At 58.3% G+C, this 23,966-nt stretch carries 20 protein-coding genes; 9 read left to right on the top strand and 11 right to left on the bottom strand.

Going from position 1 to position 23,966, the window contains the following annotated elements; translation table 11 throughout:
* Positions 1-10 precede the first annotated feature (10 nt).
* Together FS804_RS12155 and FS804_RS12150 are read right to left on the bottom strand one after the other, a co-directional pair.
* Positions 11-1,606 carry a peptide ABC transporter substrate-binding protein gene (locus FS804_RS12155; RefSeq protein ID WP_144576785.1) on the bottom strand — a complete coding sequence of 532 codons (1,596 nt, stop codon included), beginning with the start codon at positions 1,604-1,606 and terminating at the stop codon, positions 11-13.
* A 286-nt stretch (positions 1,607-1,892) separates the two neighbouring features.
* On the bottom strand, positions 1,893-2,087 hold the full coding sequence (locus FS804_RS12150) for a hypothetical protein (protein ID WP_063950240.1): 195 nt from the start codon (positions 2,085-2,087) through the stop codon (positions 1,893-1,895).
* 173 nt (positions 2,088-2,260) lie between these two features.
* On the opposite strand from FS804_RS12150, the gene FS804_RS12145 reads away from it, so the two are divergent.
* The 4 genes from FS804_RS12145 to FS804_RS12130 all read left to right on the top strand — a co-directional run bounded on the left by FS804_RS12145 (position 2,261) and on the right by FS804_RS12130 (position 7,264).
* Positions 2,261-2,650, top strand: coding sequence for an acyl-CoA thioesterase (locus FS804_RS12145; RefSeq protein WP_144576784.1), 390 nt, complete (start codon positions 2,261-2,263; stop codon positions 2,648-2,650).
* Positions 2,651-2,795: 145 nt separating this feature from the next.
* Entirely contained in the window at positions 2,796-5,039 is a 2,244-nt protein-coding gene (locus tag FS804_RS12140; RefSeq protein ID WP_144576783.1) for a polysaccharide deacetylase family protein, read from the top strand.
* A gap of 432 nt (positions 5,040-5,471) precedes the next feature.
* Positions 5,472-6,140 (top strand): HemK/PrmC family methyltransferase, encoded by a 669-nt coding sequence (locus FS804_RS12135; protein WP_144576782.1) that lies wholly within the window; start codon positions 5,472-5,474, stop codon positions 6,138-6,140.
* Between the two features lie 368 nt (positions 6,141-6,508).
* Complete coding sequence (locus FS804_RS12130) at positions 6,509-7,264, top strand: hypothetical protein (RefSeq protein ID WP_144576781.1); 756 nt, start codon at positions 6,509-6,511, stop codon at positions 7,262-7,264.
* A 12-nt stretch (positions 7,265-7,276) separates the two neighbouring features.
* On the opposite strand, the gene nadE is transcribed toward FS804_RS12130, so the two are convergent.
* The 3 genes from nadE to asnB all read right to left on the bottom strand — a co-directional run bounded on the left by nadE (position 7,277) and on the right by asnB (position 10,598).
* Positions 7,277-8,272, bottom strand: a complete 996-nt coding sequence (gene nadE, locus FS804_RS12125) for an NAD(+) synthase (protein WP_144576780.1) — start codon at positions 8,270-8,272, stop codon at positions 7,277-7,279.
* A gap of 83 nt (positions 8,273-8,355) precedes the next feature.
* Complete coding sequence (locus FS804_RS12120; protein WP_063950246.1) at positions 8,356-8,616, bottom strand: acyl carrier protein; 261 nt, start codon at positions 8,614-8,616, stop codon at positions 8,356-8,358.
* Positions 8,613-10,598: an asparagine synthase (glutamine-hydrolyzing) gene (gene asnB, locus FS804_RS12115; RefSeq protein WP_144576779.1), complete on the bottom strand. Its 1,986-nt coding sequence runs from the start codon at positions 10,596-10,598 to the stop codon at positions 8,613-8,615. Before asnB ends, FS804_RS12120 begins: the two co-directional genes overlap by 4 nt.
* A 372-nt stretch (positions 10,599-10,970) precedes the next feature.
* Between asnB and soxR the strand changes: the two genes are divergently transcribed.
* Entirely contained in the window at positions 10,971-11,426 is a 456-nt protein-coding gene (gene soxR / locus FS804_RS12110; protein ID WP_144576778.1) for a redox-sensitive transcriptional activator SoxR, read from the top strand.
* A 29-nt stretch (positions 11,427-11,455) separates the two neighbouring features.
* On the opposite strand, the gene amyA is transcribed toward soxR, so the two are convergent.
* The 6 genes from amyA to FS804_RS12080 all read right to left on the bottom strand — a co-directional run bounded on the left by amyA (position 11,456) and on the right by FS804_RS12080 (position 19,256).
* The gene (gene amyA, locus FS804_RS12105; RefSeq protein WP_144576777.1) at positions 11,456-12,943 is read right to left on the bottom strand and encodes an alpha-amylase; all 1,488 of its coding nucleotides are present in this window, start codon (positions 12,941-12,943) and stop codon (positions 11,456-11,458) included.
* 110 nt (positions 12,944-13,053) lie between these two features.
* A complete protein-coding gene (locus FS804_RS12100) occupies positions 13,054-14,784 on the bottom strand; it encodes a biotin carboxylase N-terminal domain-containing protein (protein WP_144576776.1) in 1,731 nt (576 codons plus the stop codon).
* A 17-nt stretch (positions 14,785-14,801) separates the two neighbouring features.
* Positions 14,802-16,391 carry a 5-oxoprolinase/urea amidolyase family protein gene (locus FS804_RS12095; protein ID WP_144576775.1) on the bottom strand — a complete coding sequence of 530 codons (1,590 nt, stop codon included), beginning with the start codon at positions 16,389-16,391 and terminating at the stop codon, positions 14,802-14,804.
* 7 nt (positions 16,392-16,398) lie between these two features.
* Positions 16,399-17,208 (bottom strand): putative hydro-lyase, encoded by an 810-nt coding sequence (locus tag FS804_RS12090; protein WP_144576774.1) that lies wholly within the window; start codon positions 17,206-17,208, stop codon positions 16,399-16,401.
* Between the two features lie 12 nt (positions 17,209-17,220).
* Positions 17,221-17,988 (bottom strand): LamB/YcsF family protein, encoded by a 768-nt coding sequence (locus FS804_RS12085; RefSeq protein ID WP_144576773.1) that lies wholly within the window; start codon positions 17,986-17,988, stop codon positions 17,221-17,223.
* Positions 17,989-18,014: 26 nt separating this feature from the next.
* Positions 18,015-19,256, bottom strand: a complete 1,242-nt coding sequence (locus FS804_RS12080) for an NRAMP family divalent metal transporter (RefSeq protein WP_063950254.1) — start codon at positions 19,254-19,256, stop codon at positions 18,015-18,017.
* Positions 19,257-19,522: 266 nt separating this feature from the next.
* Between FS804_RS12080 and FS804_RS12075 the strand changes: the two genes are divergently transcribed.
* From FS804_RS12075 to FS804_RS12060, 4 genes are all read left to right on the top strand, one after another.
* Positions 19,523-20,188, top strand: coding sequence for a GntR family transcriptional regulator (locus FS804_RS12075; RefSeq protein ID WP_063950255.1), 666 nt, complete (start codon positions 19,523-19,525; stop codon positions 20,186-20,188).
* A 100-nt stretch (positions 20,189-20,288) separates the two neighbouring features.
* Entirely contained in the window at positions 20,289-20,876 is a 588-nt protein-coding gene (locus FS804_RS12070; RefSeq protein ID WP_063950510.1) for an ANTAR domain-containing response regulator, read from the top strand.
* A 36-nt stretch (positions 20,877-20,912) separates the two neighbouring features.
* A complete protein-coding gene (locus FS804_RS12065; RefSeq protein WP_144576772.1) occupies positions 20,913-22,196 on the top strand; it encodes a CmpA/NrtA family ABC transporter substrate-binding protein in 1,284 nt (427 codons plus the stop codon).
* Between the two features lie 378 nt (positions 22,197-22,574).
* Entirely contained in the window at positions 22,575-23,867 is a 1,293-nt protein-coding gene (locus FS804_RS12060) for a CmpA/NrtA family ABC transporter substrate-binding protein (protein WP_144576771.1), read from the top strand.
* Positions 23,868-23,966 lie beyond the last annotated feature (99 nt).

Genomic DNA, 23,966 nt, shown 5'->3' with positions numbered 1-23,966 from the left:
CCAGCGCTGCTTATTCGGAAACGCTCAGGAAGCGGCTGAGGTGTTCGTTCGCAGCATTGTCCACCCATCCCTTGACGCGGTTGGAAACCAGCCAGAGATCGGCCTGCGTCAGAAGCGGTGCCACCGGCTGTTCCTTCATGAGAATGGTTTCTGCCTCATGCAGCAGCTTGGAGCGAGCTGCCGGATCTTTTTCCTCATAGGACTTCTTCATCAATGCGTCGTATTCGGCATTGTTGAACTTCGAGTAGTTGAAGGTCTTGTTGGACGAGATGGAGAGCGCAAGGAAGTTTTCCGCATCCGCATAATCGGCGACCCAGCCGGCCCGCGCCACGTTGAACTTTCCGCCTTCCTGCAGATAGCCATAGTGCGAAGCGACGTCGAGGTTCACCAGCGACACCTTCGCGCCGAACGTGTTCTTCCACATGTCGGCGATCGCCGTCGCGACGCGTTCATGGTTGGGGTTGGTGTTGTAGCGGATTTCGACGGAAAGCGGCTTGCCGCCTTCACCGTAACCGGCCTCCTTCATGAGCTTGAGCGCTTCGTCCTCGCGGTCGAGCTGCGACAGGGTCGCGAAGTCGGCCTTGGCGGGTTCACCGTAGGAATCCATACCCGGGGGAACCATCGAATAGGCCGGAACCTGCGAGCCGCTGTAGATTTCCTTGGCGAGGAAGTCGCGGTCGACAGCCATGGATAGCGCCCGGCGTACGCGGACATCGTCGTAAGGCGCTTCGCGCGTATCGAAGGTGTAGTAGTAGGTCGCAAGCGTCGGTGAAACATGCACCTGGTCGCCATAGGATTTGCGCAGACGGTCGATCTGGTCAGCGGAGAAATTGTACGCGAGGTCCATTTCCTTCGCCTCGAAACGGCGAACGGAGGCGGCCTGATCGTCGACGGGGTAGAAGATTACCTTATCGATCTTGGTATTGGCAGCGTCCCAGAAATTGGTGTTCTTGACAACCGTCAGGCTGTCGTTCGGAACATGGGCTTCGAGCTTGTAAGCGCCGTTCGAGACCATCACACCAGGCTTCACGAAATTCGTGCCGTTCTTTTCGAAGCTCGCCTTGGATATGGGCAGAGCCGTCTGATGGGCCAGGAGCTCCAGGAAGAACGGCGTCGGCCGCTCAAGCGTGATCTCAAGCGTCTTGTCATCCACCGCTTTTACGCCGAGCTGGTCGACGGCTGTTTCGCCCTTATTGATCTTTTCGGCGTTTTTGATCGGGTAGAGGATATTGGCGTATTTCGCTGCGGTTTTCGGGTCTTCGACACGCTGGTAGGAGAAAACAAAATCTTCTGCCGTCACGGGCGTACCGTCCGACCACTTCGCATCGGCGCGCAGTTTGAACGTGTAGACGGTACCATCATCAGACAGCGTCCAGCTTTCCGCCGTACCCGGAATGATCTTTCCGGCTGCATCATAGATCGTCAGACCTTCATAGAGGTCCTTGACGATAAAGGCTTCGATGTTAATGGACGTCTGTGCCTGATCGAGCGTTTGTGGTTCGCCGGCATTGCCACGGTGCAGGACCGTTTCTGCGAGCGCGGAGCTTGCACCAAAAAGAAGCGTTCCCACCAGAAGTGCGGCGCGAGTCTTGGTTGTGATCGACATTGTTTCTTTCCCCGTGAGTTTTTTGAGCCGCTAACCAAGTCCAAATCGCGACGAAGTGCAACCACAATAAATTGTGATTTGTTCTGGGAATTGCGCGGAGCGCTTCGCTCAAGGGATATGGTTATTGCCACGGGAAATCAGCATTTTCCGGTATTTCAGCTTCTTGGCAAACACACGGGGAAGCAAAGCCGTACTCCACAACTTTTGAAGAGCCAGTTGTTCTTGCTGAGGCTCTGGCTTTTGCAGTGGAGTCTTTCGACAGACCCGGGAAGTCAGATCGAACGGATCAGAGGCGCAAGTGCCATGTGTCCGACGCGAGGCGTTGCTGCTTGACAATGTGAACCGGCGCGTCAGGCTTCGGCTGTGATTGCAGGGCAATCGTGCCTGTTGCGAGGCTGACGGCAATCACACTCGCGACCGCCAGGACGATACGGTCGTAGCGCTGTTGTATCGTGTTGTTTCCACTCCAGTCATAGGCCATTCGCACGCCCCCATGTTTCGCTGGAATCGTGCCTCATCATGGTTAACCGAAACTTACGATGGCCTGATATTCCTTGCTGTTTTGGAAGGGCAGCTGCGAAAAATCGGCTATTGGCGGATCAGGGGCGGCTGGTTTAAGTCCGGCAGCGGGAGGTTTATGAAAGGACTTGGCAAATGGACCAGCAACCGCCCGCCGATATGGAACTGACACTGAGAACGCTTGCAATGCCAGCCGACGCCAATCCGGCCGGCGACATTTTCGGCGGCTGGGTAATGTCGCAGATGGACCTTGCGGCTTTCGTGCGTGCCAACGACGTGGCTGGCGGACGCACCGTTACCGTGGCAGTCAACGAGATCATTTTCAAAAAGCCGGTCAAGATCGGCGACACACTGTGTGTCTACAGCAGGATTGAGAAAATCGGGCGCACATCCATCACGCTTAAGATCGAGGCCTGGACCCGCAGGCACTATCAGGATTCTCGCGATAAGGTGACGGAAGCCGTTTTCATCATGGTTGCCGTGGATGACAAGGGTGAACCACGCCCTGTGCGCAAAGAGGCATGACGATCAGATCCGTTGAAGAGGGCGCCGCAGGGGAGGGGGAGTTGGCCTTCCCTCCGTTCAATTTCCATAGGCCGATACTTTAGAAATATCCAATTTATTTATCAATTTTTGCGATCAAGACATGGAATAGGATGGGGACCAGGCTTTGACCATTCCAGGTGTTGTTATCGTAGGCGGTGCTCACGGCACACTTGCGCTTGCCCGCAGCCTCGGTGCCCTTGATGTGCCGGTTGTTTACCTCACCCACGATTCCCCTTTGCCGCGCTGGTCGCGTTTCGTGCGCAAGACAATTCGATGGGCGGGCCCGCACGATGCCGGCGCAGCTCTCTTCCTGAACCAACTGGCCGAGACGCATGGTTTGAAGGGATATCTGCTTGTCCCGTCCGGAGATGGTGAGGTTCAACTCGTTTCCCAGCATCGTGACGAGCTTTCGGCCCTCTATCGGATCATCCTGCCGAATTGGGCGGAACTGAAGTGGCTCTGCGAGAAACCGCTTCTTTATCAGCGCGCGCTGGAGCTTGGTGTCAGCATTCCGCGCACCTACGCGCTGGCATCGGCTGCCGATATCGAGGCGCTCGACGTGGCCTTTCCCATCATTCTCAAACCGAACATGGGCGGTGGAGATACAGTAATCGCGCGCGCGAAAGTGGTCCGCGCGGATGATCGTCGGACGCTGAGATCGGCTTTCGCCGATGCGAGCGCGGAAATTGGCGCTAGCAACGTCGTCGTACAGCAACTCATTCCCGGCGGCGGAGAAAGCCAGTTTTCCTATGCGGCACTATGGCTAGATGGAGAGCCGGTCGCGGAATTTACCGCTCGGCGCGCCAGGCAATATCCGGTCAATTTCGGCTATACGAGCACCCGAGTCGAGGTCATAGATAACCGGCAGGCGGTCGATGCGGCCCGGAAGATACTGCGATTGGCTCGCCATAGCGGGCTGGTCGAGGTTGAGTTTAAATTCGACAGCCGCGACGGCGAACTTAAACTCCTCGACGTCAACCCGCGGCCATGGTCGTGGTTCGGCCTATGCCGAGCTGCTGGCGTTGATCTTGGCGCGCTGTTGTGGCGGGTTGCCAATGAGGCGTCGACGAACCAATCTGCCACTGCGCGGCAGGGCGTTTCGTGGTCTTATCTCATCCGCGACACGGTCGCGGCTTTCACACTGGCCCGCCGGGGACAGGCGAGGATGACAGACTATTTCGCTTCCTTGATCAAAATCCGCAGCTGGGCCGCATTTGCCCTCAACGATCCCATGCCGGGTTTGATCGATCTGCCGCTGACGGTCTGGCGGGTCCTCAAAAAACGAATTCTTCCGCAAATAGCGACGACGACGACGAAGATTGGTCTTGTTCCGCCCCTCAGGCAAATCGCGAGATATGCGATGATAAGAGCGGGGTTGGAGTTAAGCGCTCTACGGCCCGTGCGGTCAGCATTTCCATCCTTTGGCGGACGTGGGGTGATTTTCACACTTCACCACGTGCGGCCGGGCGCGGCCATCTCCGCCTTCGCACCAAATGTTCAACTGTCTGTCACACCCGAATTCCTGGAAGAGGCTATTCAGGCAGCGCTTGAATCGGGTCTTGTGCCCGTTCATCTCCACGATCTGCCGGCTTTGCTGGCCGACCCCCGAGACACCAGATCGTTTTGCGCCTTCACGCTGGATGATGGTTATCGCAACAATTCCCAATTTGCGGCGCCGATTTTCCGCAAATATGCGGTGCCCTATACGATTTTCATTACGCCGGGTTTTGTCGAGCGAACGCGCAGCCTGTGGTGGGAAACAGCAGCCGCCCTGACGGAGAAAGCCACATCCTTCGAATTCGATTTCGGAATGGGGCCGGAGCAGGTGCCGTGCGTGAGCCCGTCGCAGAAAGCGGAAGCGTTCACGCGCCTGGAAGATTTCGTCCAGAAGTCAGAGGAGGACGAGGCGGTCAAAAGAATTGACCACGCGGCAAGCCGACACGGCATTGACCCGCTCGCCATCGTGGACGAGTTGGTCATGGATGCCGTTGAACTCGGGATGCTTTCCAAAGACCCCCTGGTTCATCTCGGCGCGCATACCATGACACATGTGAATATGTGCAAGATCGATGCGGAGCGGCTCGCTTACGAGATCGCCGAGTCGACACGGCGGGTGGAGTCCTATTCCGGGCAAAGGCCGCGGTCGTTCTCCTACCCCTATGGCTGGGTGACGGCCGCGGGAGCGCGCGAAGCAAAGGCGGTTTACGACGCTGGATATCCCGTGGCTGTGACTACGCAGGCCGGCACTATCAGCCGCCAAAACCTTGAGAGGCCGACACAGTTGTCCCGCGTTTCGCTCAACGGACGCTTCCAAAAAAAGCGCTTCGTCAAAGCGCTGATATCCGGGCTGCCTTTCCGGTTCCTCTGATGCATGTACGTTTGACGTAGGACCGCGTTAGCTTCCTGCTGGGCTCCATTTCATCGCTCCCAGCCGCTGGCCGGCTCACTATAAGCGCTCCTCGTCGGCGTGATCGAGGTGAGTAGACGGCGTATAGCGAAATTGTGCTTGATTGAGGGAGCTCGTTTGCGTGGCGCAGCACACTTTGCATTTTGCCTCCCGTGGCGTTGCTTCGGCTTCCGAGATCCGAACGGACGGTCCAAAAGTTGCCCCACGAAATGTGTGCTAGAGCGTCTAGGGAAGAATTATTTTTAGAGGCTCGACAATAATTTTTGGCGGGATGATATTTATTTCGCTGCGCTGGGTTTGAGCGCAAGATCCATATATTGAGTGGCGCCTGAATGAGGGGTGAATTGGTAACCATTAAGAGGCTTAATATCTGCCTTGTTTGGCGGGATATCCATGGCTTCGGAGAATAAACCTTACTTCATGGGTCTGGACTTTATTGTCGATACCACTGTGCTTGCGCCGCGCGTCGAGACCGAATTGCTGGCGCGGACGTCTATATTGATCCTCGGAGAATTTCACGAAAGAAAACATCTTCTGATCGATATGTGTTGCGGCTCGGGTAATCTCGCCTGCGCCTTGGCCGCGGCGTCACCTGATGCCACGGTCCTTGCCGCGGATCTAACCGACGATGCGGTGCGCGTGGCACGTTTAAACGTCGAGCGGCTCGGCTTTGCGGCCAGAGTTACAGTCCTGCAGGGCGATCTATTCTCCGCACTGGCGCATCAGGGTCCCGAAGGCCGATGCACGATGGTCGTCTGCAACCCGCCCTATATTTCGACCGGAAAGCTGTTGGGCGAAAGCGCGCACCTGCTTGTCAACGAGCCGCGCGAAGCCTTCGATGGTGGCCCCTACGGCATTTCCATCCAGCAACGGCTGGTTAAGGAAGCACCAATTTATCTACGAGAAGGGGGATATCTGTTGTTTGAATTCGGATTGGGCCAGGATCGCCAGGTACGCTCGCTTCTTTCAAGATCTGGCGTATTCGAGCTAGTAAAGTTCGCTTTGGACGATGATGGAAATCCAAGGGTGGCTGTCGCCCGTTTCGTGGGTCACAACCCGTGAGTGCGGTCCGCCCCCTCGAAGAGCGCGACCTTGAGGATGTCGCAGACCTATATCACGCAACATTCCTTCGAAGACGAAGCCGGACGACCGCATCTATCAGGAATTATCTTGGGGAATTTTATTTCGATGGACCTTTCCGGGATGCAGATATTCCTTCGCTCGTCCATGTCACTGAAAACGGACGTGTCTCCGGCTTTATCGGTGTCCATACGGTACCCTACCTCATCGATGACGCAGCGTTCGAGACCGGGGTCCGCAGCGTCAGGGCTGCGTTTTGTGGCGCACTCATGACGGAACGGCAAGGCAGAGATCCGCTGGCGGGGGCGCGTCTGCTAAAGGGATTTCTGGCCGGGGCACAGGATATTTCCTTGAGTGAAACCGCCAGCACCGTCACCAAGACAATGTGGGAGAAGCTACGCGGCGGCGTGATCGGTCAACAAAGCCTCGAGTGGTTTCGCATTTTGCGGCCCGCCAGCTTCGCACTTGCCGCTGGCTCACACCGCCTGCCGTTTCTCAAAGCCGTTGGCGCCGTTGCCGGTTACGCGGACGGGCTTTTGCAGAGGCGTCGCACGTCATCGGGACTGACCGGTTTCATTCCGGAGCCAATCAACGCAAATGTCTTTACCGAGGTTGGCGACATTGCAGCCTTCGCCGCCCTCGTCCGCCGTCTTGGCAATTCATTTGCAGCGCGTCCTGACTGGAGCAACGGCTATCTTGAGCATGTGTTGAACGCTTCTTTGGAAAAACCGGTATATGGCGAGCCCGTCATCGGCATCGTGCGTCGAAAGGATGGAGCGATTTTAGGCGGCTTTCTGTATCACACGAAGCCGGACGCTATTGCGCGTGTTTTGCAGATCGCATCGACGACGTCGGACTACGGTCTCATTCTCGACCATTTATTCGCCGATGCGTTTCGACGAGGCGCGGCGGGCCTGCGCGGACGCAGCATTCCCGCGCTTCTTAAAGTGGCGCCTGGACGCTCCATGCTGTTTACTAATCTGTCGGCCAGCGTCATCCACGCAAAGGATCCAACCCTCGCGGAGCCTTTTCTTGATGGCCGTGGCTTCATCAATGGCCTGGCAGGAGAGACATGGAACCGTTTTTTCGGCGGCGGCGTAGCCTGAAATGGGTTATCCTCAGCCGATTTCCCTGATGTCCTCCACCAAATGCGGGCGTTGGTGCAGGTAGCGCGTTGCGCGCCGTTTTGCCACGATGTCCGCGAGCACGTGCTCGACCTCTTGCGGTGTGAGCTGCGCGGCCGCACCAATTTCATGATGCGGGATGTCATGGTTTAAGCCGTATAGGCACAGATCCATACGATCCCACGACAGCGAAAAAAAGAACTCCTCCTGGGTCTGCGGCAGAGAGTAGGTGTCGGTGGTCGGCGGTCGTGAGAGGACGTCGTCCGGCACGCCCAGATGCCGCGCCAGCGCATAGACCTGGCTCTTGTAGAGGTGGGCGATGGGTTTGACATCGGCCGCGCCATCGCCGTTCTTCACGAAGAATCCCTGATCGTATTCCAGCCGGTTCGGGGTCCCGAGAACAGCAAAGTTCAGACGATCGGCGTGGTAATATTCGATCTGCTTGCGGGTTCGCTGCTTCATATTGGAGGCTGCGACAATGCCCAGATAGGCGGCGTGCGGAATTCGATGCTTGGATTGTTTTCCCTTAGGATCCGCCACGACCAGATAAGAGAGACTGAAACCGCCTTGCAAGGCGCTGGAGATCACCACTTTGGAGGCCCATCCAACACCGTAATCCGGCACGATCTCGCGGATAAATGCATCGCGGCGCTCATAGCAACCCATGGCAAGCAATGTCGGCCCGATATTTTCGACGATGCCTTCAAGATCGAACCTTGTCGCGACGGCCTTGCCAAGATGAAGGCTGTCCGGACCGGAATCCGCTTCAGGCATGAAAATCGCGCAGACGTTACTCTGTCCTACGGCTTTAACCGCCAGAGCCGCACAGACGCTCGAATCGATGCCGCCGGACAGGCCGAGGACCAGCCCCCGTTTGCGCTGGCTGCGGAGTTGCCCTCGGAGCGCCTCCACGATGCGAAGGGTCTCAGCCTCGACATCAAGATCGAAGACATGAGGACCGAAGGATAGCGGTTTCCTCTCAACGTCCAAAGTCGTCGCCTTTCCAAATGCTCCGACGCGCCGCTTCGATCAAAAAGCGCGCAATTCCCACCGAGGTGCCGGGACTTCCACGCTTAGGCCGCAAGCTGCGCCTTGCGTTGCAGGAAGGAGACGATCGCATCGACCGAGTCCAGATTGGTCGGCGTAATATCGGCGTCATCGACACGAACGCCGAAGCCGTCCTCGATAAATGCAACCAGCTCCAGAACGCCGGTGGAATCAATGATGCCGCCGGCAATAAGGGACTGGTTGTCTGCTGGGAGAGCGGCTTCGTCTCCGAACAGGAAGTTTTCCAGAATGAATGTGCGAACTGCGAGAGATGTTGTTCCAGTCATGCCAATGTCTCCAAAATATCGTCCGCTTTCGCGGCATCCATTATATTTTTCGGTTTGGTAAAGGCGTCCAACCATAGCCCGGTTGACAGAATGCCAACGAAAGCCGTGTCTGATCGGAAGCCGGGTGCATGCGAATTCCTGCATTTCTCGACCAGCTTATTAACGGCCAGCGGATTAAAAAGTCCGTGATCCGCGAGCCGCGTCGTGTCGAATACCTCTTCGACATAGCCAGCCGTTTCCTGACCGACGAAAGAACGGCTGTCTGGTGCACGATAGGGTTGTTTTGCGCGCTCCACAATAGATTGCGGCAGGCGATGCCCCAGTGCCTCGCGTAGGATATGTTTTTCCCGAAGACCCCGCAGTTTAGATTGTGGCGGCAACGTCGAGGCAAATTCAACGACGCGGTGGTCAAGGAACGGATAACGCCCTTCAACGCCATTGCCCATCGACATACGATCTCCCTGGCTCGACAGGATGTAACCGGGCAGGAGGAACCGCGTTTCCAGATATTGCGCCTGATGCAGGGGATGCCACCGTCTGAAGCGTTCGGGCAGGCAACCAATCATGTCGTAGGCTGCATCGTAGCCGCGAAGGGTCTCCTTGAGGTCAGCAGAGAAGAACATTTTTGCCGCAGCGGTGTTGTTGAGACGCGGACGATGCGAAAAAAGCGGGTCTTCAAGCGACGTTGCGTGGACACCAAAAAATGCGGCGAGGCTCTCAGGGGTTTGTTTGTGCAGAGCCGGCATATAGGGATAGAGCTTGCGAAAGAGAGCAGGGCGCTTTGGTGACCCTGGCTGTCTCGCACAGAACCGTCGCACGTGGGCTTCCCTGAAAATATCGTAGCCGGCAAAAACTTCGTCTGCGCCTTCGCCCGTCAGCACGACCTTAATGCCGTTTTGACGGATGAGGGACGACAGCTTCAACATTGGTGCCGGTGCGGTGCGGATGAGCGGCGTCTCCGCCAATCGAATGACCTCGGGAAAGAGATACGAGATATCGTCATTCGTGCACAGGGTCGTCGCTTGATGCACATTGAGATGGCGCGCCATCTCCTGTTGAAACGCACTTTCGTCAAACTCAGGGGATTGGAAGGCCACCGAGAATGTTCTCAGGCCGTGCGGAGAATGCTCGGCTGCAAGTGCTGAGACGATAGACGAATCAAGGCCACCCGAAAGACATGCGCCCACCGGAACGTCGGCGCGCAAACGCAGACGCGTCGCGTCACCGAGGAGGTACCGCAGCTCTTCCGTGCTCTTCGTATCGCCGGCTTCGTCGGCACGTGCATCCGCCGCATCCGGGAAATCGAGATGCCAATAGGACGATAAGTGCTCTCCGTCGGGATTTGCCACCATAGATGTGCCGGGTTCAATTACAGAAACGCCGGCAAAGGCAGTTCTTGGACCGATGGGCGACCATAATGTGAAGATCTGATCGAGCGCCAGAGGATCGAGTGCAGCCTGAAAGCCGGGCACCGTCAGCAGGGCTTTAATCTCTGATGCAAAATAGAGGGTTCCCGCGTGGCGCATGTAAAACAGAGGGCGAACGCCCATCCGATCGCGAGCAAGAAACACGCGATTGCGCCGACCGTCCCAGATAGCGAATGAAAAGTCGCCGTTAAGCAGCGATAGGCACTTCTCACCCAGGCGATCATAAAGCTGAAGCAGGACTTCGGTATCGCCTGATGTGCGGAAGACATGGCCCCGTGCGATCAGGTCCTTCCGGAGTTCGACGTGATTGAAAATCTCGCCGTTGAAAGCAATCACAAGCTTGCCGTCGGGGGAGATCATCGGCTGGTGGCTATCATCGAGGCCAACGATGGACAGGCGGACATGCGCCAATCCTGCTTGAGGGGCGGTCCCAGTCGAAGAGCCGATGAAATGACCACGATCATCCGGCCCACGGTGGGAAACGGCGTCAGCCATCGCGGAAAGCAGCCGCGCCGGCTCACGAACGTTCCCAAAAAAACCCGCAAAACCGCACATCAATAACCCACAAAACCCGCGATTTATTTTCCAGAATAAAGTATTTCCGCTTGAAATTCGAACACTATGGCAAGGAAAGGCTTACGGCCGGTTAAATTGCAGCTTCGATTTCATCGATGCGCTGAAACAACCGAAAGGCCCAAACATAAAGATGGGGCGTTCGATCCGCTCAATCAGAGGGTAGAGATTTGATCCTATTGCAAAAGTGGTAACTGTAAACCTGTCGTCAAACACAGATCGGATCGTAGCCAGTCAAGCCTCTTTTCGGCACACTGCTCTATTGACCTCAACCTTGGTTGAGGAATTATACCGGCTGCTCTTCGATCGTTTGTCGCATCTATCAGCGACAACGATCTGGAAGCAGGAGCAGGAATGGAAAGCACTCTCTTTAAACACAGTCTGTCGGTCGGAGATGTTGCGCGGCGCAGCGGCATTGCCGTGTCTACAATTCATTTCTATGAGGCGAAGGGCCTCATCGAGGGGTGGCGGACCGCTGGTAATCAGCGGCGCTACCATCGCGCGGTCTTGCGGCGTATTGCCATTATCCGGATCGCGCAACGCGCCGGCATCCAGCTCAGCGTCATCAGGGATGCGATGGCCGATCTGCCCCAGGACCGGGTGGTATCGACGGCGGACTGGCGCAGATTTTCGCAGTCCTGGCGGGAAATGCTCCAGACCCGCATAAACAACCTTGTCATGCTGCGTGATCAGCTGACAGGCTGCATTGGGTGCGGATGCCTTTCGCTTGAGGATTGTCCCCTGCGTAACCCGAATGATGTACTGGCCGATGACGGCGCTGGACCGCGCCGCCTTGTTTCCATCGAATAAGCATCTATCTCTGCCAAGGCCGTTGGAACTTACGAGAGGTCGGCGGGAACCCAGACACTGACGCTGCCGCCATTGGTTGGGAAGACACCGCTGCCGTTTTCGTCCAGGGTGATCTGCTCCTCACGGTGGCCAAGATAGTCGCGCCAGACAGTTCCCGCTCGTTCGGGGCCGAGATCGGCCTGTTTTTCCCCCGGTTTGCCATTTGACATCACCACAATGCATCCCGGCGCGTCCGCCGTGCCATGTCGCACAAAGGCGACGCAGTCCGCATCGTCAAAAATGTCCGTCTGTGGACCGTTGGCAAAACGGCTGCGGGCTTCGATCAGCTTCGGCAGGCATTCAATCGCAGGCATAGCGATCGTGTATTCGCTGCCATCGTTGCCGGTGTCGGTATAACTCGCGCCAAACAGGTCTGGATAGAAGACGCAGGGAACGCCATTTTCCCGCAGCAGAATGATCGCGTAGGCAAGAGGTTTGAACCAGGGTTCCACCGGCGCTTCGAGCGCTTGCAGCGGCTGGGTATCGTGATTATCGACCAGCGTGACAGCATGGTCGGGGAAGGCGGCGACGAGTGAGCCATTGAAGATGCTGCGCATGTCAAAATCGCCACCCTGTTTCGAAGCCTCATGGAAGCTATGATGAAGAGCGACGTCGAAAAGCATCAGCTGCTTGTCGACGAGTTCAAGATAGCTTTTCAACGCCTCCAGGTCTGGGTGCCAATATTCTGCTACGACGAAAAGATCGGGGTTGATCGCCTCACGCATATGCCCCACCCAGTCGCGGAAGAACCAGGCCGGGATATGTTTGGCAGCGTCGAGGCGAAAGCCATCCACTTCAACCTGCTCGGAGAGCCAACGGCCCCAATATTTCAACTCCTCATAAACGGCCTTGTTGCGAAATTCGACGTCAGCGCCCATGAGATAGTCGAAATTACCGTTCTCCTGATCGACTTCCTCGTTCCACTCACCGTCGCCATATTCGTTGACGAGGCGGAAGACGCCGTTCTCTGTCGGTTCCTCGATGTGATCGACGCCGCTGAAACACCTGTGATCCCAGATGAACTTGGAGTGTGTGCCGCCCCGGCCGGGAAAGGTGAAGCGCGTATAGGCGAGGGCGGGGAAGTCCTCATCGTCGATTTCGGTACGATCATCGGGATTGACGCGGCGAAGACGGACGTTTTCTTTTTCATCCGCACCCATTTTGTGATTGAGGACGACGTCATGAATGACACGCATGCCATTCTCTTTCAGTGTCTTTGCAGCATGCTCAAGGGCGCCGCGGTCACCATACTTCGTGGCAACGGTGCCTTTCTGGTCGAATTCGCCGAGGTCAAAGAGATCGTAGGTGTCATATCCAACCGAATAGCCGCCGGCTGCGCCCTTGTAGGCGGGCGGCAGCCAGACGTCTGTGACACCCATTTTGGCAAGGATTTCGGCCTTCTCTGCAACCTCGCTCCATAATTTGCCTCCGTCCGGGTAATACCAGTGGAAGAATTGAAGCAAGGTGCGTCCGGCCATATGTCCCTCACAATGGTTAGCAGGTCGCGCCATAAACGGCCCGGTGACGAAAGGGTTCCGCCGCCGGTGCCGGGCGATCTGGGATTGGGAGGCCGACGCGCCGGCATATATTAGCCGGCTATTTCGAGCACCGCCGCTCCCGCCTGCAGATAGTCGCCCTCCTTGCCGATGAGGCGAACCTTGCCGGCCTTGGTGGCGACAATCTGCGTCTCCATCTTCATGGCTTCCATGACCGCCAAAAGATCGCCTTTTGAGACAGTGTCACCGTCTTTTATCTTGAAGGATTGCAGGGTACCGGAAACGGGGGCATTGATTTCACCCTCCTTTTCCTTGGTCGCGGCCGCAGACGTGGTTGCATTGCCTCCGCTAACGGCGCCGAGGCCGGAGAGTAGAATGTTTGGCAGCCCAACCGAAACACGCTTGCCGTCGATTTCGAGATAGGTGCGGGTCATCGACGGGTCGTCGGTCGGTGCCGGGCGCTCCATGGCGTCGGGCATGGCGGCGAAATCGGTTTCGATCCAGCGGGTGTGAACCTTGAACCCATCCGTGCCGATGAAGTCGTCCGTCTCGATTGCGGCGCGATGGAACGGCAGAACGGTCGCGATACCCTCGATGCGGAATTCTTTCAGCGCGCGGCGGGCACGGCGCAAAACCTGATCGCGGTCGACACCTGTCACGATGAGTTTCGCCATCAGCGAGTCGAACACACCAGGCACGCTGGAGCCGCTCACGACGCCGCTATCCATGCGAATGCCGGGGCCGGAGGGGGCATCGAAAACCGAGATTGAGCCGGGCGTCGGCAGGAAACCGCGGCCAGGGTCTTCGGCATTAATGCGGAATTCCATCGAATGGCCGCGTGGTTCGGGTGTTTCGAGGACACGCAGCTTCTGGCCTTCCGCAATACGGAACTGTTCGATAACGAGATCGATGCCGGTGGTTTCCTCGGTGACGGGATGTTCCACCTGCAGGCGCGTATTGACCTCAAGGAAGGAAATCGTGCCATCGACGCCGAGCAGGAATTCAACGGTGCCGGCGCCGGAATAACCAGCGGCAGCGCAGATCGCCTTTGCGGCCGCGTGGATTTTCTGCCGCTGTTCATCGGACAGGAACGGGGCAGGCGCCTCTTCGATCAGTTTCTGGTTCCGTCGTTGCAGCGAGCAATCGCGGGTGCCAAGGACAAGCACATTGCCGTGTTTGTCGGCCAGAACCTGCGCTTCGATATGGCGCGGCCGATCGAGGAAACGTTCAAGAAAACATTCCCCACGGCCAAAGGCGGCAGTCGCCTCGCGCACCGCGGATTCGTAGAGATCGGCGATCTCTTCCATCTTCCACGCGACCTTCAGGCCGCGCCCGCCACCGCCATGGGCAGCCTTGATAGCGACCGGCAGGCCGTGCTGTTCGGCAAAGGCGATGACTTCCGCGGCGGAAGAGACGGGGCCGTCACTGCCGGCGACCAGCGGCGCACCAACGCCCGTGGCGATGCGCCGTGCCTCGACCTTATCGCCTAACGCCTCGATGACATGAGGGTCGGGACCGATCCAGATCAGGCCGGCATCGATGACGGCCTGGGCAAACTCCGCGCGTTCGGACAGAAAGCCGTAACCGGGGTGCACGGCGTCCGCGCCGGCACGTTTGGCAATCGCGATCAGCTTGGTAATGTCGAGATAGGTCTCGGCGGGACGCACGCCGTCCAGTGCGTAGGCCTCATCCGCCAGCCGGACGAAAAGCGCGTCCTGATCGGGGTCGGCATAAACGGCGACCGATTCCAGGCCGTAATCGCGACAGGCGCGGATGATGCGCACCGCGATCTCGCCGCGATTGGCAATCAGCACTTTTTTCATCGCTTTTCTCCTCCGAACTATGTGTTTTTCGCTGCGATTTCGGCAAAGGGGCCGATCGGGCGGAATTTGATTTTGGCGTTGACCGGGATCTGCCCGGCAAGATCGAGATGATATTCGGCCACTGCGCCGATGACGGGATAACCACCGGTCAGGGGGTGATCGGCAAGGAAAAGAACCGGCTGGCCGCTATGGGGAATCTGGATCGCGCCCGTTGCCGTGCCTTCGCTCGGCAATTCGGCGCTGTCCTTGCGTTCCACCGCCACCTCGCCGGAAAGGCGAATGCCGACGCGGTTCGATTGCGGGGTGACCTGCCAGAGTTGGCCGGTCAGCGTCTCGATACCCTCTTGCGTAAACCAGTCGGTTCGGGGCCCGAGGACGACGTCCAGTGTCACGATCTCGCCCGTTGCCGGCGGCTCGAAAGCCGGAGCCTCGTTGATCGATACGCTGGATAGACCTGACTTTTCGCCCTTAAGCGACAGGATGGCACCGGCACCCACGGGATCGGGGCCGACGACAGCCAGAGTATCGGTTGCAAAACTGCCGAGAACCGGCTCGATATCGAACCCGCCACGCACGGCAAGATAACAGCGCATGCCCTTAGGCGGTTGGCCGAAGGTCACCACGTCACCGGCCTCAAGGGAAACTGGTGCATAGGTCTCTGCCACGAAACTGCGATCTGCCGCCGTTATGGTGATGGGGCAGGGGGCGCCGGTTATGCCGATAACGGCGCGGCTTGCACTTTTGAAAGAAAAACCCCCGAGCGTGAGTTCGAGACAGGCCGTGTTGACCGGATTGCCGACGATGCGATTTGCGGCATTGAACGCACCGCGATCCAGCGCGCCTGACGCGGAGACACCCTGCCCGGTCTGGCCGAAACGGCCGAGGTCCTGAAAGATGGCTGGCATCGGCGCGGCAAGCACCTCGAAATGCGGGCGGTCATTTTTTGGTAATTTCCTGTCCGGTGCCGGAGCTGGGATATCGACCGTTCGATTGGTCTTGTCCATGTCGAAGAAACGCACACGGTAGCCCGGCTGGAAGAGCGCGCCCGGATCGCGGTCAATGTCCCACATCTTCACCGGCGTCGTGCCGATGATTTGCCAGCCGCCGGGGCTGTTTTGCGGGTAGACGCCGCTAAAGGCACCGGCCAATGCTACTGAGCCGGCCGGAATGCGGGTGCGCGGGCTTTGCCGGCGCGGGACATGCAGCGCGGGATCACCTCCGACCAGATAACCAAAACCGGGAGCGAAGCCGCAGAAGGCGACGGTGAATTCGCTTTCGGTGTGCCGGCGGATAACCTCTTCGATGCTCAGGCCGGTTAGGTCGGCAACGTCGGCGAGGTCTTCACCATCATAATGGACGGGAATCTCCACAAGATTGTCGGAAGGCGCGACCTTTGCCGAGAGATCGCGGCTTGCAAGCTGCGCGGCCAGCATCTGCGCGCCGATCTTTTCGGGGCGGAAACGGATCATCAGGGTACGGGCAGCCGGCACCGTCTCTTCGATGCCCTCGACCGGATCACTCTGAAGCGAGGCGAACAGCGCCAGCGTTTCATCGAGATCGGCGAGTTCGACAAGAATCGTAGTGAGGCTGACGGGGAGAAAACGCATCATATCCTCACGCGTGATAGGCGGTGTCGGGAATGTCTGTGATGAACATGTGGCCAGGCGCATGGGTAATGGCAAAGGGAACACCGGATGCCATCACGGCGGCCTGTGGGGTCACGCCGCAGGCCCAGAACACCGGCACCTCACCGGGTTCGATCCGTACGGCATCGCCGAAATCAGGTTTTGCAAGATCGGAAATGCCGATCTCCTCCGGTGCGCCGACATGTACCGGCGCGCCATGCACAGCCGGAAAACGCCCGGAAATCGTGGCAGCATCGGCCACGCGCGATGCCGGGATAGGCCGCATGGAAACGACCATATTGCCCTTCAGCCGACCGGCGGGGCGGCAGGGTCGGTTGGTCAGATACATCGGAACGTTGCTCTTGTCGGTCATGTGGCGGATTTCGATGCCCGCTTCCACCATCGGCGTCTCGAAAGTGAAGCTGCAGCCGATCAGAAAGGCAACGAGATCGTCGCGCTCCGCCCAGGCGGCGGTTGCGTCGGCCGTTTCCTCGGCAAGCTTGCCATCCCGCCAGATGCGGTACAGCGGCAGGTTTGTTCTGAGGTCGGCACCGGGAGCCAGAAGCGTGGTCGGCGAGCCGGGATCGGAAACATCAAGGACCGGGCAGGGTTTTGGATTGCGCTGCGCATAAAGCAGAAAATCGAAAGCCCAGTCACGCGGCAGTACGATCATGTTCGCCTGCGTGAAGCCGGGTGCAATGCCTGAGGTGGGGGCGACAAGGCCGTCGCGATAGGTCGCACGGGCCTTTCGTGCTATCTCGGCATCCGTATGGTTGAGATAGGATGTTGGTATCGTCATCGACTACCCCTTTCAGCGATCGGATGCGAAGGAACGGATATCGATGCTATCAGCCTCGAAGCGACGGCGGATTTCCTGGGCGATCGCGACCGCACCGGGGCTGTCACCATGCACGCAGATGGATTGCGCCTCGATTTTTATGACGCTGCCATCGATTGCCTCCAACGTGCCTTCGCGGGCAAGCTGTACCATGCGGTCGGCGATTTTTGTCGCGTCATGCAGCACGGCCCCGGCTTCGCGGCGGGAGACGAGTTGGCCCTGAGGCGTATAGGCGCGGTCGGCAAAGGCTTCGGCAACGACGGCAAGACCGGATTTGCGGGCGAGATCGAGAATGGGCGCGTTGGCCAGGCCCATCAGCACCAGTGAAGGATCGATGGCCTTGATGCCGTCGATCACGGCCTGCCCCTGTTTCGTATCATTGGCGATGCGATTGTAAAGCGCGCCATGCGGCTTGACGTAACGAACCGTGGTGCCGGCCGCGGCGGCAACGCCTTTCAGCGCGCCGATCTGGTAGATGACATCGGCGATCAGTTCTTCCGAGGTGGCGTCCAGATCACGGCGGCCGAAGCCGACGCGGTCCGGATAGGAGACATGGGCGCCAACGACCACGCCCTTTTCGGCAGCGGCCTTGACGGTGCGGTAGATACCGGCCGGGTCACCGGCGTGAAATCCGCAGGCGATGTTGGCGCTGGAAACAATAGCGAGCATTGCCTCGTCATCCCCCATGCGCCATGCGCCGTAACTTTCGCCAAGATCGCTGTTGAGATCGATAGCGGCCATGTTTGCCTCCCTTTTTGATTTCTTGCTTACAGGCCGAGCAGGCCGAAGATGGTGCCAGCAGACTTGTAGCCCATGTACCATGTCAATGCGCAAGTCAGAACGCCGAGCACCAGAAGAACACGCGAGTAGCGGTGGCCACCCATCAGGTCTTCACGTTTCCATGCGGCAAACAGGAAGATGCTGAGGCCGATGGGCAGAATGAGACCGTTCAGGCCACCGACGAAGACCAGCATGGCGGCGGGCGGGGTCGTGATCAGCAGGTAGCAAACGAGCGAGACGGCGATGAAAACGACCGTTGCCATGTTGCGGGCGCGTTCCGTCATGTCCTGCTTGAAGACTGGCAGGAATGAAACGGAGGTATAGGCCGCGCCGATGACGCTGGTGATGGCTGCGGCCCAGAAGATGATGCCGAAAAGCCGGAAGCCAAGATCTCCTGCGGCCGAACGAAAAGCCTGTGCGGCAGGGTTGGCGGCCTGACTGGAGGTGTCGATGATGACACCGCTGGCGACGACGCCGAGAATGGCGAGGAACAGCACATAGCGCATGACGCCGGTGACGGCGATGCCGGTCAAAGCGGCCCGATTGACGGCCGGCAGGTTTTCGATGCCGACCATGCCGCGGTCCAGCAGCCGATGTGCGCCGGAATAGGTGATGTAGCCGCCAACAGTGCCGCCGACGATGGTGGTGATGGTGGCGAAATTGATCGTGTCTGGCAGGAAGGTCTGGCGGAAAGCGTCGCCCACCGGCGGAGCGGAAACGAAGGCCACGTAGAGCGTGAGCACGATCATCAGGATGCCGGCGAAGATGATGAAACGGTCGACGGCAAGGCCCGCCCGCTTGGAAACGAAAATGGCGATGGAGAAAACGGCACTGATGGCGCCACCGATTTTCGGATCAAGCCCGAAAATGGCGTTTAGGCCAAGTCCGGTGCCGCCAATGTTGCCGATGTTGAAAAACAAGCCGCCAACAATGACGAGGATGGCCAGGAGATAACCGGAACCGGGAATGGCGGCATTGGCGATGTCGGATGCGCGCATACGCGTCAACGTAACAATGCGCCAGATGTTGAGCTGAACAACGAAGTCGATGAGGATGGACGCAAGAATGCCGAAGGCGAAGGCAGCGCCCAGCTGCGTGGTGAATGTCGCCGTTTGCGTGATGAAGCCCGGACCGATGGCGGAGGTCGCCATCAGGAAGATCGCTCCCAGAAGCGAAGCTCGTTTTGACATTTTTAGATCGGCAGTCGGGGTGAGCTTTTTCTGCTCCATGGATTTTCTCCGCTCCTATCGCTATCCGCCCCTCGCGGATGCTTTATGGCAAGAGTTTGTCGTGTTCTGTGAAATTGTCAATATTGTTCAACAATAAATAATAATCGTTCTCTCATTTTGTCTATTTGTTGGACGTTATGCGCATGAATTCACCACGTTTTTTTCGTGCTTTGCTAATGCTTTGTGCTATGGGCAGAACATAGCCGTGTCTGAACATGCCTGTCACGGAATTCCCGATGCTGCATTGCTCTTCAGAAAGGAGCGCCATGACGGAAACGATAGAAGGTCTGCCGCTTGCGGATCGATTGGCCAAGGGTATTCGCACCCTGCTGATATCTGGTGAGCTGGCGCCGGGGCAGCGCCTTTCAGAGGCGGCCTTCAGTGAACGTTTTGATGTCTCCCGCAACTCGCTGCGCGAAGCATTCCGCCTTTTGACGAAGGATGGGCTGCTGCGTCATGAAGCCAATCGTGGCGTCTTTGTTGCCGTGCCCACCATGTCTTCGGTCATCGACATTTACCGGGTGCGGCGCATGGTTGAGTGTGGGGCCCTGCGCCAGGCCTGGCACAAGCATGCGGCGATCAAGACGATGCGCGCAGCGGTCGAGGACGCCAAAATCAAGCGCGAGGCCGCCGATTGGCTGGGCGTGGGCAGCGCCAACATGAAATTTCACGCCGCCGTGGTCGATCTCCTCGACAGTGCCCGGATCAGCGACTTTTACGAGCGTATCGCTGCGGAACTGAGGCTATGTTTCGGCCTCCTGAAAGATCCCGAACAGCTTCATTCTCCCTTTGTCGACATGAACAGCAAAATCCTGTCGCTGATGGAGGAAGGCAAGGCGAAAGAGGCGGGCGACGAGATGGATATCTATCTCAATCTTTCCGAGCGCACGGTACTGAAGGCGCTCGAACGCGCCGTCGAACACGCCTCTTGAGGTGCGGGCGGCAGGTTTAGAAACGTTCCTTGCCGTACCGTCCCACTTTTGCAGATCGAGGCGATTGCCAAGTTTGCTGCGCTGCGTCATCAATGCTGCCATGACGCTTCGCGACCTCACCATTCTTGTCATTGACGAAAACGCGATCCGCGCCTCCATCATCGAGGAGGGGCTACGCGAAGCTGGATATCAGCGCGTCACCGTCATCCATGAGGTGAACGGGGTCGCTCGCACCATCGAGACGCTGCAGCCCGATGTCATCTTCATTGATCTTGAAAATCCCAACCGTGATATGATGGAGCATCTTTTCCAGCTGACCCGCACGGTAAGCCGCCCCATCGCCATGTTTGTCGATCGTTCCGATACGGCCTCCATCGAGGCGGCCGTCGAGGCCGGGGTGTCGGCATATGTGGTCGACGGGCTAAAGAAGGAGCGGGTCAAGCCCATTCTCGATATGGCCGTCAGCCGGTTCAATGCCTTCAGCCGCCTGCAGCGGGAACTTGCCGATGCAAAATCGGCGCTGGAGGAACGCAAGGTCGTGGAGCGGGCGAAGGGCATATTGATGAAGATGCGCGGCCTTTCCGAGGAACAGGCTTTTGCACTTCTACGGCAAACGGCGATGAACGAGAAGAAGAAGATTTCCGAGATCGCGCAAAGCGTGGTCACCGCGGCGGGTCTGTTGATGTGACGAACCTGCCGGCCGGACAGTCAAGGAGTGCGTGAAATGGCGGCAACGGAATCAAATGGCGGCGGAACGCAAGCCCCTGGTTCACCGGCAATGGTCGGCAGCGACCGGCAAAAAATCCTGCGGGCAGGTTTTATTCCTCTTGTCGATGCGTCCGTTCTCATTGCTGCGTCCGAATTCGGTTTCGCCGAACGCGAAGGCCTGACGCTCGATCTCGTGAAAGACGTTTCCTGGGCGAATGTGCGTGACCGGTTGGCGTTCCGGCAATTCGACATCGCCCATATGCTGTCGCCGATGCCCGTTGCCTCCATGCTCGGACTGGGCTCCAACCCATCGCCGACAATCACGCCGTTCTCGCTCGGGCGTGGTGGGAACGCGATTACGCTGTCGACCCGGCTGTTCGAGCGCATGAAAGCGCTGACGGGGCTTTCCGAGACGGCAGGTGCACTCGACAATGCCAGGGCTTTGAAGACGGTACTCGATGACAGACGAGCGCGCGGTGAAGCGCCGCCGACGCTTGGCATGACCTATCCGTTTTCATCGCATAATTACGAGTTTCGCTACTGGCTTGCGGCTGGCGGCATCCATCCCGATCATGATGTGAAGCTTGTGGTGGTGCCGCCGCCCATGACCTCGGATGCGCTGGCGGCGGGCGCCATCGATGGCTTCTGTGTCGGTGCGCCATGGAACATTGTCGCTGCCGAGCGTGGTGTCGGCCGGATCGTGGCTGCCAAGCAGGATTTGTGGCCCTCCGCTCCCGAAAAAGTCATCGCCATGCGGCCGGAATGGGCGGAAAGCCAGCCGGAAACGGTGGGGAGGCTATTGACGGCGCTCGATGCCGCCGCAAGCTGGTGTGATAGCGCAGATAATCACGACGCGCTGAGTGGTGCGCTCGCCGATCCGCGTTATATCGGCGCGCCGCAAAGCATTATTCGCCGCGTGCTAGCGGGCGAATTCAGCATCGACAGCCAGGGCAACCGTCGGGTCATCGACAAATATTTCACCTTCCATGGCGACCACGCCAATTATCCGCGCCAAAGCCAGGCCCTGTGGATTTACAGCCAGATGGTCCGCTGGGGGCAGGCGGAATTGTCTGAGGCCGGTGTCAACGCCGCTCTCTCTGCCTATCGACCGGATATTTATCGGGCGGCTTTAGGTGACGGGAAAGCGCCCGACGATGCCGACATCCGCATCGAGGGGCAAGACGAGGGAGACCGTTTCGTGGATGGCGTCGTGTTCGATCCTGCCGATATAGCCAGTTATGTGAACAGCTTTGCCGTGCGCACATTTGCACCCGTTTCCGCCACTCCGGGCGAGGCATGATCGGTCTTTCGCCGTTCCATCTGCGCAAATTTCAAGCGCGCATTCCTCCAATTTGCACAAAGTAAAGACAAGAATGTCGCTGATTAAAATTTAATCATGCGGTTGACCTCGATAAATAAACCTATACTTTCAATTATTTAAACTTAATTTTGTAAACTGGCACGCCTCTTGCCTCCTATTGTTTGCACCGATCAACGGCGATCGGAGCGAGCAGGGCGCGGCATAGGCGCTTTCAAAGACATAGACGTCGCAAGGTTTTGCTGCCCGGAACACCTCCCGTTCCAAGGCGCAAACACCGAGCGGCGTTTTTTTGTTTTCAGGTTTTTTCGCAAGCGAAAGCGTCACCCGCAGAGGTGGCCCAATAAGGGGAACATGCGAATGAAAAAGATATTCTCCGGCGATGTCAGCCGCCGCACGATACTTCAGACGACAGCCGCGGCAGCCCTCGTCAGCGCCTTACGAGTGGCCTTTCCCTCCGGTGCTTTCGCGGCAACCGCTGAGCCGGAAGTGAAAGGCGCGAAAATCGGCTTTATCGCGCTCACCGATGCCGCGCCGCTCGTCATCGCGGCGGAAAAGGGCCTGTTCGCCAAACATGGCATGCCCGAGGTCGAGGTTCTAAAGCAGGCTTCCTGGGGTGCGACGCGTGATAATCTGGTGCTCGGAGGCGCCTCGAACGGCATCGACGGCGCGCATATCCTGACGCCGATGCCCTATCTCATGCATACCGGCAAGGTGACGCAGAACAATGTGCCCGTGCCGATGACCATCCTCGCGCGCCTCAATCTCGACAGCCAGGGCATCTCCGTCGCCAGGGAATATGCCGAGACCGGCGTTCAGCTGGATGCCTCCAAGCTGAAGGCGGTTTTCGAGAAGAAGAAGGCCGAAGGCAAGGAAATCAAGGCGGCCATGACCTTCCCCGGCGGCACCCATGATCTCTGGATCCGCTATTGGCTCGCCGCCGGCGGCATCGATCCGGACAAGGACGTCTCCACCATCGTCGTTCCGCCGCCGCAGATGGTCGCCAACATGAAGGTCGGCAACATGGACGTCTTCTGTGTGGGCGAGCCGTGGAACGAGCAGCTGGTCAATCAGGGCATCGGCTTTACTGCCTGTACGACAGGCGAACTCTGGAAGGGCCATCCGGAAAAGGCGCTCGGCATGCGCGCCGACTGGGTGGAAAAGAACCCCAACGCCGCCAAGGCCGTGCTGATGGCGGTCATGGAAGCTCAAGCATGGTGCGACGAGATGGCCAACAAGGAGGAGATGTCCGCCATCCTCGGCAAGCGCCAATGGTTCAACGTGCCGCCGAAGGATGTTCTCGGCCGCCTCAAGGGCAATATCAATTACGGCAACGGCCGCGTCATGGAAAATACCGGCCTGCAGATGAAGTTCTGGCAGGACCATGCCTCCTATCCGTTCCACAGCCATGACAGCTGGTTCATCACCGAAAACATCCGCTGGGGAAAATTCGCGCCCGACACGGACGTGAAAGCGCTCGTTGCGAAGGTGAACCGCGAGGATATCTGGCGCGCGGCGGCCAAGGACCTCGGCGTTGCCGATCTTCCCGCCTCCACCTCGCGCGGCAAGGAAACCTTCTTCGACGGCAAGGTCTTCGACCCGGAAAATCCGTCCGCCTATCTCGAAAGCCTTTCCATCAAGGCGGCCTCCTGAGGAGGAGACCGGGCATCGCCCTTCATCCGCCAGTGCCCGCCTTTCGGCGGCCGAGACTGAAGACCGGATGAAGGGCGAGCCCAGACCGCAACCGCAATC

Source organism: Agrobacterium sp. DE0009 (assembly GCF_007680755.1).
In the GTDB taxonomy this organism is placed as follows: Bacteria; Pseudomonadota; Alphaproteobacteria; order Rhizobiales; family Rhizobiaceae; genus Agrobacterium; species Agrobacterium tumefaciens_B.
The sequence above is the reverse complement of the archived record's forward strand: the minus strand, read 5'-3'. Positions and strand labels throughout refer to the sequence as shown.

What these genes read in the sequence shown, in the direction of transcription:
- FS804_RS12155 (WP_144576785.1), bottom strand. Translation starts at nt 1,606, where the DNA reads ATGTCGATCACAACCAAGACTCGCGCCGCACTTCTGGTGGGAACGCTT.
- FS804_RS12150 (WP_063950240.1), bottom strand. Translation starts at nt 2,087, where the DNA reads ATGGCCTATGACTGGAGTGGAAACAACACGATACAACAGCGCTACGAC.
- FS804_RS12145 (WP_144576784.1), top strand. Translation starts at nt 2,261, where the DNA reads ATGGACCAGCAACCGCCCGCCGATATGGAACTGACACTGAGAACGCTT.
- FS804_RS12135 (WP_144576782.1), top strand. Translation starts at nt 5,472, where the DNA reads ATGGCTTCGGAGAATAAACCTTACTTCATGGGTCTGGACTTTATTGTC.
- FS804_RS12120 (WP_063950246.1), bottom strand. Translation starts at nt 8,616, where the DNA reads ATGACTGGAACAACATCTCTCGCAGTTCGCACATTCATTCTGGAAAAC.
- asnB (WP_144576779.1), bottom strand. Translation starts at nt 10,598, where the DNA reads ATGTGCGGTTTTGCGGGTTTTTTTGGGAACGTTCGTGAGCCGGCGCGG.
- soxR (WP_144576778.1), top strand. Translation starts at nt 10,971, where the DNA reads ATGGAAAGCACTCTCTTTAAACACAGTCTGTCGGTCGGAGATGTTGCG.
- amyA (WP_144576777.1), bottom strand. Translation starts at nt 12,943, where the DNA reads ATGGCCGGACGCACCTTGCTTCAATTCTTCCACTGGTATTACCCGGAC.
- FS804_RS12100 (WP_144576776.1), bottom strand. Translation starts at nt 14,784, where the DNA reads ATGAAAAAAGTGCTGATTGCCAATCGCGGCGAGATCGCGGTGCGCATC.
- FS804_RS12095 (WP_144576775.1), bottom strand. Translation starts at nt 16,391, where the DNA reads ATGCGTTTTCTCCCCGTCAGCCTCACTACGATTCTTGTCGAACTCGCC.
- FS804_RS12090 (WP_144576774.1), bottom strand. Translation starts at nt 17,208, where the DNA reads ATGACGATACCAACATCCTATCTCAACCATACGGATGCCGAGATAGCA.
- FS804_RS12085 (WP_144576773.1), bottom strand. Translation starts at nt 17,988, where the DNA reads ATGGCCGCTATCGATCTCAACAGCGATCTTGGCGAAAGTTACGGCGCA.
- FS804_RS12080 (WP_063950254.1), bottom strand. Translation starts at nt 19,256, where the DNA reads ATGGAGCAGAAAAAGCTCACCCCGACTGCCGATCTAAAAATGTCAAAA.
- FS804_RS12075 (WP_063950255.1), top strand. Translation starts at nt 19,523, where the DNA reads ATGACGGAAACGATAGAAGGTCTGCCGCTTGCGGATCGATTGGCCAAG.
- FS804_RS12070 (WP_063950510.1), top strand. Translation starts at nt 20,289, where the DNA reads ATGACGCTTCGCGACCTCACCATTCTTGTCATTGACGAAAACGCGATC.
- FS804_RS12065 (WP_144576772.1), top strand. Translation starts at nt 20,913, where the DNA reads ATGGCGGCAACGGAATCAAATGGCGGCGGAACGCAAGCCCCTGGTTCA.
- FS804_RS12060 (WP_144576771.1), top strand. Translation starts at nt 22,575, where the DNA reads ATGAAAAAGATATTCTCCGGCGATGTCAGCCGCCGCACGATACTTCAG.